At 63.7% G+C, this 11,110-nt stretch carries 7 protein-coding genes; 6 read left to right on the forward strand and 1 reads right to left on the reverse strand.

Annotation, left to right across the window (positions count from 1 at the left end; translation table 11 throughout):
* Positions 1-48 precede the first annotated feature (48 nt).
* From MTP16_RS22940 to MTP16_RS22965, 6 genes are all read left to right on the forward strand, one after another.
* Entirely contained in the window at positions 49-600 is a 552-nt protein-coding gene (locus MTP16_RS22940) for an NADAR family protein (protein WP_243514497.1), read from the forward strand.
* Positions 597-1,946, forward strand: coding sequence for a DUF58 domain-containing protein (locus tag MTP16_RS22945; protein WP_243514499.1), 1,350 nt, complete (start codon positions 597-599; stop codon positions 1,944-1,946). The genes MTP16_RS22940 and MTP16_RS22945 overlap by 4 nt, the downstream gene beginning before the upstream one ends.
* 117 nt (positions 1,947-2,063) lie before the next feature.
* On the forward strand, positions 2,064-4,106 hold the full coding sequence (locus MTP16_RS22950) for a beta-N-acetylhexosaminidase (protein WP_243514500.1): 2,043 nt from the start codon (positions 2,064-2,066) through the stop codon (positions 4,104-4,106).
* Positions 4,103-5,593: a hypothetical protein gene (locus tag MTP16_RS22955; protein WP_243514501.1), complete on the forward strand. Its 1,491-nt coding sequence runs from the start codon at positions 4,103-4,105 to the stop codon at positions 5,591-5,593. The genes MTP16_RS22950 and MTP16_RS22955 overlap by 4 nt, the downstream gene beginning before the upstream one ends.
* A gap of 142 nt (positions 5,594-5,735) precedes the next feature.
* Positions 5,736-6,356 (forward strand): 3'-5' exonuclease, encoded by a 621-nt coding sequence (locus MTP16_RS22960; RefSeq protein ID WP_243514502.1) that lies wholly within the window; start codon positions 5,736-5,738, stop codon positions 6,354-6,356.
* Positions 6,357-6,366: 10 nt separating this feature from the next.
* Positions 6,367-7,233 carry a hypothetical protein gene (locus MTP16_RS22965; protein WP_243514504.1) on the forward strand — a complete coding sequence of 289 codons (867 nt, stop codon included), beginning with the start codon at positions 6,367-6,369 and terminating at the stop codon, positions 7,231-7,233.
* On the opposite strand, the gene MTP16_RS22970 is transcribed toward MTP16_RS22965, so the two are convergent.
* Positions 7,230-11,084 (reverse strand): hypothetical protein, encoded by a 3,855-nt coding sequence (locus MTP16_RS22970; protein ID WP_243514506.1) that lies wholly within the window; start codon positions 11,082-11,084, stop codon positions 7,230-7,232. The genes MTP16_RS22965 and MTP16_RS22970 overlap by 4 nt on opposite strands.
* Positions 11,085-11,110: the final 26 nt, after the last annotated feature.

The following is an 11,110-nucleotide window of genomic DNA, read 5'->3' on the forward strand; positions in this document are numbered from 1 at the left end:
CAGCAACGACGAGACGCGAGGTGTCGCGTCTCTACATCTACCGACTACATGACCTACTCCACCGCTTGGCTTCTCGGCCAGCTGGCCCAAGATGCCCGCGTCAAGTACCTGTTTTTCTGGGGGCACCAGCCCAGCAAGGACGGCGTCATTACCAAGTCCTGTTTGAGTCAGTGGTGGGTAGCCGATTTTAAGATTGATAACCTTACCTACCGCTCCACCGAGCACTGGATGATGGCCGAAAAGGCGCGGTTATTTGGCGATGAAGCCACGTTGGCCCGCATTCTGGAAGCCAAAAGCCCGGCCGAGGCCAAGAAGCTGGGGCGTGAAATTGGCGGCTTCGTGCCCGAGGTGTGGGAAACGCACAAGTACGAGATTGTGAAAACCGGCAACCTGCATAAATTCAGTCAGAACCGTGAGCTGCTAAAGTTTCTGCTTTCCACTAATGACCGAGTGCTGGTGGAGGCCAGCCCGGTGGATACCATTTGGGGCATTGGCTTGGCGGCCGACTCGCCCGATGCCGAAAACCCAGCCCGCTGGCAGGGGCCTAACTTGCTGGGCTTTGCCTTGATGGAAGTCCGCAACCAACTGCGTAACGCATGAGCTTTTTCCTGACCCGGCGCTTTTTTCTGCTCGTGGCCGCGCTGGCCGTGGGCTTCGTGGTGGCTTTTTTTCTGCCGTGGCTGCTGGGGCCGATGCAGATTGTGCTGGGCATGTTCGGGGTGCTGGTACTGCTGGATGCGCTGCTGCTCTACGCGCCTTCGAAGAACAAGACCGTGCCCGTGTTCGGGCGGCGCGTGATGGGCGACAAGCTGGCCAACGGCTCGGACAACGACGTGCAGATTTATCTCGAAAACCGCTACCGCTTCCCCATTCGCACCGAAACGATTGACGAGATTCCGCACCAGTTTCAGCGGCGCGACGTGCTGTTTCGGGTGGCGGTGGCGCCGGGCGAAACCCAGATTATCAACTACCAATTGCGCCCCACCAAGCGCGGCGAGTACGAGTTTGGGGCCCTGAACATCTACGCGGCCTCGCCGCTGGGGCTGGTGCGGCGGCGCTTCCGCTACGAGCAGGGTCGCACGGTACCGGTGTACCCCTCGTTTCTGCAGATGCGGCAATACGAGCTGCTGGCCATTCACAACCGCCTCACCGAAGCGGGCGTGAAGCGCATCCGGCGCGTGGGCCACAGCATGGAGTTCGAGCAAATCCGGCCCTACGTGCCCGGCGACGACCCGCGCAGCATCAACTGGAAAGCCACCGCCCGCCGGGCCAGCACCGGCGCGGCCGACGCGCTGGTGGTGAACCACTTCCAGGACGAGCGCGCCCAGCAGGTGTACTGCCTCATCGACAAAGGCCGGGTGATGCGCATGCCCTTCGACGGGCTGAGCCTGCTCGATTACGCCATCAACGCCACGTTGGTGGTGAGCAACATTGCCCTGCTCAAGCACGATAAGGCCGGCCTGCTCACCTTCTCAAACCGCCCCGGCGCCACCCTGGCCGCCGACCGCCGCCCCGGCCACCTGCTCAAGCTGCTCGAAATCCTGTACCGCCAGAAAACCAAGTACCTCGAAACCGATTTTGAGCTGCTTTACTCCACGGTACGCGCCCGGGTAAAGCAGCGCAGCCTGCTCATCCTGTTCACCAACTTCGAAACGCTGCACGGCATGCAGCGGCAGCTGCCCTACCTGCGGCGCATGGCCAAAGACCACCTGCTGCTGGTCATTTTCTTCGAAAATACCGAGCTGCGCGAATACCTCGACGCGCCAGCGGAAACGACGGAGGACGTGTACAACCAAACCATCGCGGAGAAATTTGCGCAGGAAAAGCGCCAAATTGTGCTGGAATTGCAGCGCTACGGCATTTATTCGCTGCTGACCGCGCCGAAGGATTTGACGGTGAATACCATTAATAAGTATCTGGAGTTCAAGTCGCGCGGCCTGATATAGACCACGGATTCGCTCGGATTTTTCGGACTTCACGGATTTTGTGGACGCGTATTTGTAATCTGCGGCCAGAAAAATCTTTAGCTATACATGATACAGAAGGCCAATAGATTGAAAAAAATGCGCCTTTGGTTGCTGATGTTTCTTGTGCTGGCGGTGCGGCAGAGGCTAGGTCAGTCAGCATCGGCGCTGTTGCCTGTACCCGCCGAAATGCGCTGGGGCCAGGGCCGCCTGAGTCTCAAAACCGCCCTGAGGCCCGGCATGCCATCTACTACCCACCCTTCCGTGATAGATGCGGTGGCACGCACGCTGGCTCGGCTCCAACCTGAAAAAACCACGGGCTCGGCGGTGCTGCAAATCCGCTACGGGCGCGTGGGCCAGCCGGAGAAGTTCGACGAGGAGCGGTACTCGCTGCGCGTGACGCCGATGGGTGTGACCATTGACGCCCCCACCAGCCTGGGCGTGCTGCGGGCGCTGGCCACGCTGGAGCAGTTGCCCATCACCGAAAAAAAGCAGCGCTACCTGCCCGAAGTAGATATTCAGGACCAGCCGCGCTTTGCCTGGCGCGGGCTGCTGATTGACGCCGCCCGGCACTTCATGCCAGTGACCGTCATCAAGCGCAATATCGACGGCATGGCCGCCGTGAAGCTGAACGTGCTGCACTGGCACCTGACCGACGACCAAGGCTTTCGCATTGAAAGCAAGGTGTTCCCGCGCCTGCACACCGTAGGCAGCACCGACGGGCTGTTTTACACCCAGGCCGAGGTACGCGAAGTGCTGGCTTACGCGGCGGCGCGCGGCATTCGGGTGGTGCCGGAGTTCGACATGCCCAGCCACACCACCAGTTGGATAGTGGCCTACCCGCGCCTGAAATCCAACGATTCGACCTACGCGCCCTACACGCTGTGGCGCACCACCAACGTGGCCATCGACCCCACGCGCGAAACCACTTACACCTTTATCGACTCCCTGTTTACGGAGATGACGGCGCTGTTTCCGGACCCGTATTTCCACGCCGGGGGCGACGAAAACGACGGGCGCAACTGGCGCCGCACCCCGCGCATCGTGGCGTATATGAAGGCCAACAAGATGGTGAAGGCCGACGGCAAAACCGTGGACAAGCACCAACTGCAAACCTATTTCAACCGCCGCGTGCTGGCGCTGCTGCAAAAGCGCGGTAAGCGGATGATAGGCTGGGATGAGATTCTGGGGCCGGACCTGCCCAAGGAAACCGTTATTCAAAGCTGGCGCGGCAAAAAGGGCTTGGTGGACGCCGCCAAGCTGGGCCACCCCGTGCTGCTGTCGAACGGCTACTACCTCGACCTGAACAACACCGCCGCCAGCTCTTACCTCACCGACCCGCTGCCACCCGATTCGCCCCTGACGCCCGCCGAGCGCAAGCTCGTGCTAGGGGGTGAGGCCGCCATGTGGGCTGAGTTTGCCGATTCGGTAGTGCTGGATTCGCGTATCTGGCCGCGCGCCGCGGCGGTGGCCGAGCGGTTGTGGTCGCCGCAGGCCAGCACCCAAAGCATGGCCGATTTCTACCGCCGTCTGCCCACCGTTTCGGCCGAACTGGAAACGCTGGGCCTGCGCCACCGCATCGCGCCGGAGCTGTTGCTCAAGCAACTGGCGGGCAGCGCTAACGTGGCGCCCCTGCGCACGCTGGCCGAGGTGCTGGAGCCGGTGAAGGAATACAAGCGGCATTTTCAGGGTTTCAACTACACCACCGCCACCCCACTCAACCGGCTGGTGGACGCCGCCCCGGCCGAATCGGAAGTGGCCCGGCGCTTCGGCGTGCTCGTGGATAGCGTGGTGGCGGGCGGCGCTACGGCGGCGGGCCGCACGGCCGCCTCCCAGCGCCAAATGGCCGAGCTGCGGACTCAGCTGCGCACCTGGCAGGCCAACGACGTGCTGCTGCAACCACAGTTCCTGCTGAACCCGTCGCTGCGCGAGTACGCCCCGCTTTCGACCAACCTGGCAGCTGTGTCCAGGCTGCTGCTGGAGCGGCTCACGCAGCTGCAGGCCGGGCAAGCACCATCGGCGGCATGGCTGGCTGCGGCTAAAGCCACCTTGGAGGCGGCCCAAGCGCCCGCCGGCCAGGCCGAGCTGGCCGTGGTAAAAGCTGCGCGCAAGCTGGCCACCGCCAGCGCCTCTGCTCCGTGATGCCAAGCTTAGAAACCCTAAAGCAAGCGCGCCTCAAACTTCTGCTGCGGCTAGGGCTGCGGCTAGGGCTGCTGCTGGCGCTGGCCCCTTTTCTGCTGCTCACGGCGTTCAACCAGCCGTTTTTCGATGATTTCCGGGATGCCTACTGGACGCGGCAGCATGGCATGGCCGGCGTGCAAAGCTGGCTTTACCTTACCTGGACGGGACGCTACACGTCCACCGTATTTATGACTTGGCTCAACCCGGTTACCTACGGCTGGTTGGGCGGGGTGAAACCGATTACGGCCGGGCTGTTTATAGTGCAGTGGCTGAGCATTGCGCATCTCATTCGGGCGCTTTTTCATTCGGCGTTGCGGGTGGCCTGCTCCCGGGGGACGGCGTTTTGGGCGGCGGGGCTGCTGCTGGCGCTGTTTTGCAGTGCCGCGCCCGCGCCGTTTTCGTTCCTCTACTGGTTTTGCGGCGCGGTGGCTTACCAGGTGCCCATCATTGGCTTGCTGAACTTCACGGCCCTGGCTTTGCGCGTGGGCTGGGGCCGGCCGGCGCGGCCGTGGCGCACGGCGGCCTGGGCCTGCGTGTGGCTGGTATTGGCGCTGGTGGGCAACGAACTGACGCTGGTGCAGGCCCTGCCGGTGTTGGCGTTGCTGGGCTACTGCCTGCCTGCCACGGCGCGGCCCCAGCTCTGGCTGTGGCTGGCGGTGGGCGGCGCGGCTACGTTGGCCGCCGTGGTGGCGCCCGGCAACTGGGCCCGCGTGGTGGCCATGGCCCCGCCCACCGACTCGCTGCACACTTACCGGTGGCTGGTGCTGGGGCCCCGGGCGGCGTATTCACTCGCCCTTTTTCTCATTAAGCCCCAAATTTTGCTGAGCTTGTTGGCTGCGGCCGGCGCCGGCTGGTGGGCAGGCGGCTGGCACCGACGGACGGGCGGCCCAGTCGTTTCGGTGAACCGGAGGCAGTGGTGGGGGATAATTATTGCATTTGGAGCGATGCATTTTGCTGGTTTCTTACTGTTTCGATACATCATCGTGGGGGCGCCACTCATGCGCGCACAGAATGAGATTCTGCTGGTAATGCTCATTTCAACTGCCCTCCTGACGTGGTTGGCGGCGCAGCAAGCTGATGCTTCCTTGGTGGGCAGGTTCCAGTGGTTCCGCTCCGGTTGGTTGCCCACTTTGTTGCTTACTGGCGTTTTTCTGACCGGCCACGTGCCCGAAGCCTGGCGCGAACTGCTCACCAGCGCCGCTTCCTTTGATGCCCAGATGCAGGCCCGTTATGCGGTACTGCGCGCCGCCCACCGCGACGGGCAGCCAACCGTGACGCTGCCGCCCCTGCGCCTGCCCTATGGCCGCGTGCTGATTCCGTTGCGCCAGTTCAACAATGATATCGAGTTTGACATTGACCTTACGCCCGGTTGCGAAGGCAACATTAATGGCGTGATGGAGCGATATTTTGAAGTGTCGGATGTGTGCTGCGAGGGGAGAAGCGAATAGTGTGAAATGGGCCGTCATGCCGAGCGTATCCGAGGCATCTTGCTGAGGGAAACTGCTTAATGCTACACGCGCCATGCCTCGGCTACGCTCGGCACAACGGGCTGTATTTTTCGCATCCCCCGCGCCCGCCTATCTTTCCACCATGAAAACCGCCATCACTCAAGCCCTGGCCAACCTTAATTTCACGGCCATTGACTTTGAAACCGCCAACGAGCAGCGGGCCAGCGCCTGCGCCGTGGGCGTGGTGCGGGTGCGCGGCGGTCAGATTGTCGACACTTATCAAACCCTGCTGCGCCCCCGCGTGCTGCGTGTGGACTGGCGCAACTACCAGGTGCACGGCATTGCCGAGGAGCGGCTACACAACGCGCCCACGATGGCCGACGTGTGGCACGAGCTGCTGCCCTACCTGCACGAGCAGCCCGTGGCAGCCCACAACTCGGCCTTTGACGTGAGCGTGCTAGAATACACGCTGCGCGACTTCGGCCTGCCCATTCCGGCCTTCCACAGCTTGTGCTCGGTGAAGCTGGCCAAGGTGTGCTGGCCCTACCTGGAGCGCCACAAGCTCGACCACGTGGCGGGCCATTTCGGTATCGCCCTCAACCACCACGACGCGCTGTCGGACGCGCGGGCCTGCGCCGAAATCACGGTGCGGGCGTTTCAATCGGGCACGGCGCTGCCGCTGTGCTACAAGCAGCGCGAGCTCACGGCCGGGCTGGCGGCACGGGCGGCAAAGATGACGGCCCGGGTTGGCGCGAGCATTTAACTTTTTTGCCATGCGAACCCGCCTCCGTTTTGCTTGCGGAACGAGCCTGCTCCTGGCCGCCACCTGCTGGGCGGGCTGCCAATCTTCTAAGACAGAAGAGCACGCGACGTCCAACGCGGCCGAAAAAGCTATGCCGGCCAACACATTGGCCCAGCAAATGCTGCCGCTCTTGCGCGGGGCGTGGGTAAAGGCCGATTATTTGAAGGAAGTGCAGCTGTCGAAGTCGCCGCGAAAGGCTTTTGACTTGGCGGGCCCAGTCTCCGAAATGCTCATCAATCCGGCCCGATTGAGCGGCGACAGCTTGGTGGCAAGTCTTGGCCTGGGCAACCACGAGGGCAGCAGCATGACGGTGTATTTCCGGCCAGGGCTGCATGCCAATGCCCTGCCTACCAATTACCGTGATTACGATGCACCGGGAAGTTTTGCGGAGCTAAGCTACCGGACGACGGTCCGTGACACCGCTCTGGTGTTGACTACCTATAACAAGAGCCGCCGGGTTCTTGCCCAAACGAGCTACCAACGCATCCCTGGTGCCAGCCTGACGGATTTGGTGTCTTTAAACCGGGCCGTTCGGCATTTGCTTTTCACGGGCCGCTACGTGGGCACTGATTCTCTGGGCCGCTCTACACGGCTGGAATTCAACGACAATGGGCGCGTGAAAGGCCTTAAAGGCTTCCGCACTTACGATGTCACCACCGATTTTATTGGGGGAGTCGACCTCGATAACCTGGTGTTGGATTTGGACTCGGAACACCGGCGCGAAATGAGCTACGGCCACAGCCACGACACCCTGCGCCTATACGCGGCCCGCTGGGTGGAAGAGGAAGTCCCAACCTTAGTCCAGGGCCGGCTGCTATTCACGTTGGTTCGACGCTAAAACAGCACGGCCACCTGCATCCGGCCGGTGTGCACGGCGTTCAGCCCCTGGGCCTTGCGGCCGTCATAAGCCAGGGTGATGTTCAGGCCGTTGCTGAGGCGCTGCTCGATGTTCAGGTTCCAGGTGAAATTGCTGCCGGGGCGCAGGGCGTTGAGGATTTCGATGGCGACGACGGAGTTAAGGTCCTCGGGCCGGTCCACGTCGAATTTCACGCGGGTGTAGCGTGTAGCAGCCGTAATGGTGCGCTTGTTCACCTGGCTTACGCGGGTTTCGATGCCCAGTTCGTCGAAGATGCCGGGGTTGGTTTGGGCCGGCGTGGGGGTCGGGAATGTGGGCAGGTCGGCGGTGAGGGTATTTTGCTTGTGGGTGCGCAGGTAGGTGCCCGTGAAGCGCAGGCTGGGCGAGGGCTGGTAGCTGATTTCGGGCTGCAGGGTGTAAATCAGCAGGCGGTAGTTGCGGGTGAGCAGGTAGTTGCTGCTGGCTTCGCGGATGTCGCGCGTGCCGGTGAGGCGACCCGTGAACGAGGTGGCCAGCGTGCGACGCAGCAGCAGGCTTTGGGTGCTCAGGTTGCGCAGGTCGCGGCCCTGGGCCAGCAGGGTTTTCTGCTGGGTTTGCTGCACCGTGAACTCGGCCCCGAACACCGGATTGGACCGGTTGAAATACAGCGTATTCCGAAACAGCTGGTTGAAGGCCAGCAGCTGGTCGTCCTCCTTGTCGTAGCTGAAGGGGCTGAGGCGCGAGAGCAGCCGCGGGTCGGTGGTGCGGCGGTCCACGGTGATGCTGGTGAGCGTGGCGAAGCGCGAGGCCGCTGCCTTCCAGCCGCCGGCTTCGCGCCAGCCGCGCGGCGCGGCCGTGGTGAGGCGGTAGCTCAGGCGGTTGGTGAAGGCGGTGATGTAGTCGGTGGTGGGCAGGTACACCTTGATGTAGGTGCGGTATTGGGCGTCGGGCGTCTGCGCTTCAAAAAACTCTTCTTTGTCTTCGGCGCCGTTGCCGTTGAGGTCGCCGGCGTAGTAGTGCGTGCCCTGCCCGGCCGGTACGGCCAGAAACGAGTAGTCGCGCTTCAGCTCGCGGCCGGTAGCCACGCTGTAGTTCAGCTCGGAGCGCACCTGGTTTTGCAGCAGACTGGCGTTGTAAAACACCTGGCCCAGCACAGTGCGGTTGTGGGCCAGGCCCAGCGAGTCGAGGTCGCGGTAGGTGGCCAGCAGGCGCAAATCCTGGCTTTTGCTTAGGCGCGAGGCCAGGGTGCCCTGCCAGGTTTGGGCGGTGCCGCGCAGCTGCAGGGCGTTCTGCTCCTGGTTAGGCGTTTGGTCGCGCCGGTAGCTGTAGTCGAGCCGGAACTGGGTGCGGGCCGAGTCGCGGCTTTGCAGAAACACGTTGTGCTCGTCGAAGTAGTTGGCCGAGCGAATGGTGTCGGTGGTGGCGGAGCTGACGCGGTTTTTATCGAAGCGGTAGGCGTAGCCTGGCACCACGCGCCCGCCCACGAAGCGGCCCGTGGCCTCGCCCCGCGCCCAGCTGGAATGAAAGCGTCCGGCGTCTGAATTTAGCACAAACAACGAGCCGCGCAGCTCCAGGTTGCCCACCTTCTGGGCCGCATCCAGCCAATGCTGCAGGCCGCTCACCTCGCCCGGCCGGTAGCGCCGGCTCAGGCGGTAGTTCACATTATTATTAACGTCCTTCGTTGCGCCCACGCTGAAATTCAGAATGTTGTCTTCGCGCGCCACCGAGGCCACGCCCAGGCTTTGCTGGGTGCTCACGTTGCTCCAGTTGCGCTCAAACTCGATGTCGCGGTAGCGGTCAATCGGCGAGAAATACTTGCCGGTGTATTCGTAATCGAGCGACGAGCGCAGGCGGTAACCACGCAGCGCGCCGCGAGCCAGGGCGGCGGGCAGGCGGCGGTCCTGCATCACGTAGCCTACACGCACAGCCCCGTCCTGGTCGCTGGCCGGGGAAAAGCGGTTGCGGTCGAGCCGCGAGTGGGCCGCGTCCACAAACACCGTGGTGCTGCTGTCTACCTGCAGGCTCAGGCCCGCCGTAGCCATTTGCTTGCGCAAGGGGGTAGCCACGCGCCGCACGGGCAGGTAGCGGCCCAGGCCCGGCCCCACGTACTGGTACACGCGGCCGTTGCTGGTCTGGTCGGCCGCGTTGGTCGAGAGAATATACGTGCCCGCCCCCTGCCCCACGTCGGTAAACTGCACGGCGTACACCCCGCGCAGCGTGTCGGCCCCCACCGCCCGGCTGAAGCGGCCGGTGCCGGGGTCGCGCTTGTAGAGCACGCGCGAGCGGGTGTAGGCCACCGAGTCGCCGCCGGCCACCTGGGCCACGCTCACGTTGCCGGCCTGCGTGAGCTGGCGCACCAGGGCGGTGTCCTGCAGGTTGATGTTGAGGGCGTTGTTGGGGTTGTCGGCTTCCTGGTAGAAATTGCCGCGCACGCTCAGGCGGCCCAGCTGCTGGTAGTGGCTGGCCGTGAGGAGCGAGCGGGCGTAGTTCAGGTCCGAGTACTCAAAATCAATCTTGATGCGCGAGTTGCGCGTGATGAGGTGGCGCGGCGTGAACGTGACCTCGGCTAGGTTGTAATCGATGGTGTAGTCGGCATCGAAGCCCCGGGTTTGCAGGCGGCCGTCGAGGTACACCTTCTCCGAGTTGGCCAGCACGATGATGTAGGGCTCCCCGTTCGGCCCGCTGAGGCGGTAGGGCCCCTGCACGTTGTCGATGGGCGGCACGTCGATGCTGGCAAACTTGCCCTTGGCCACCCCGCCGGCGGCCGACGTCGAGGAACGCCACACCAGCCCCTTGCGCCCCCCGCTGCTGTTCACGGTGGCGCCGGCCAAGGGTGCGGCATCGCCCCGGGGCAGCGGTGGTATCGCGCCGCTGCTGCCCTGCCGGTTGGGGTCCGTAAGCTGGGGCTGGCTGATGGCGGGCGGGTTGAGGGTGGCCGGCGCGGTGGTATTGCCTGGCCCGGCGGGCAGACTGCCATTGGCCAGCTGGCCCTGCACCCCGTTGAGAAACGTGGCGTTCGACACGCCCTGTGCGGCGCCGGTACCGGCCAGGCCAACGATGGGCGGCCCGAAATTGGCCTCGGCCGCCGCGCCCTGAATGTTTTTGTAGTAGCGCAGGAAGTAGTCGGGCTTGTTGCGCAGCACCACGTCGCCGGCCGTCAGGCTCCAGTTGGGGTTGGTGAGGGTGATGTAGATTTTGTCGAACTGCTGCAGCTGCTGGGTGTTGCCCTCGGGCTGGAAGGGCACGTTCTGGTCCGATATGGCGGCCGTGAGGTTGATGTTCTCAGCCAGCTTGCCTTCGAGCTGCAGGTTCAGGGCCGAGTTCACGAACACGTTCTGGGTATTGCCAAAGCTGATGCCCCGGGCCAGGTTACCGGTTTTGTTGATGCCCGGGGTGCTCAGAATCTGCTCTTTCACCGAAAAGTCTTCCATACTCAGCAGGGGCCGGCGGAAGCTCAGGCTGTCCATCAGCCCGATGGGCCGGCGGTAGCGGGCGGCCGAGAGCCGCAACGGCAGCACCCGGTAGCACACCTCCAGCGAGTCAGCCACGGGGGTGCCGCTGCTGTTGCGCGGGGCCGGGCGCACCCAGCGGAACCGGTCGGTGCGCCCGTCGTAGTCCACCCCCCGCCGTTGCGCCAGCACCGAGGAAGGCACCACCGTCAGCGTATCGGTTAGTTGGAAAAAAGTGGTGTCGCGGCCCGGCGCCAGGCGCACCCAGCGGCAGCGCCGCGTGCTGGGCGGAGGGGCGTCGGCTTTGGGGGGCTGGGTTTGCGCCCGGGCGGCTTGGTTTAGAAAGAATAGCGCCGCAACGAGCAGGCCCACGAAGGGGAAGCACAGGCGTAGGCGGCGAATCATGCGGTAAAGGTCGGGTTTGGCGGGTA

It is taken from the genome of Hymenobacter monticola, from assembly GCF_022811645.1.
GTDB lineage: Bacteria > Bacteroidota > Bacteroidia > Cytophagales > Hymenobacteraceae > Hymenobacter > Hymenobacter monticola.

Coding starts and splice junctions, on each gene's coding strand:
- MTP16_RS22940 (WP_243514497.1), top strand. CDS start 49: ATGACCTACTCCACCGCTTGGCTTCTCGGCCAGCTGGCCCAAGATGCC.
- MTP16_RS22945 (WP_243514499.1), top strand. CDS start 597: ATGAGCTTTTTCCTGACCCGGCGCTTTTTTCTGCTCGTGGCCGCGCTG.
- MTP16_RS22950 (WP_243514500.1), top strand. CDS start 2,064: ATGCGCCTTTGGTTGCTGATGTTTCTTGTGCTGGCGGTGCGGCAGAGG.
- MTP16_RS22960 (WP_243514502.1), top strand. CDS start 5,736: ATGAAAACCGCCATCACTCAAGCCCTGGCCAACCTTAATTTCACGGCC.
- MTP16_RS22965 (WP_243514504.1), top strand. CDS start 6,367: ATGCGAACCCGCCTCCGTTTTGCTTGCGGAACGAGCCTGCTCCTGGCC.
- MTP16_RS22970 (WP_243514506.1), bottom strand. CDS start 11,084: ATGATTCGCCGCCTACGCCTGTGCTTCCCCTTCGTGGGCCTGCTCGTT.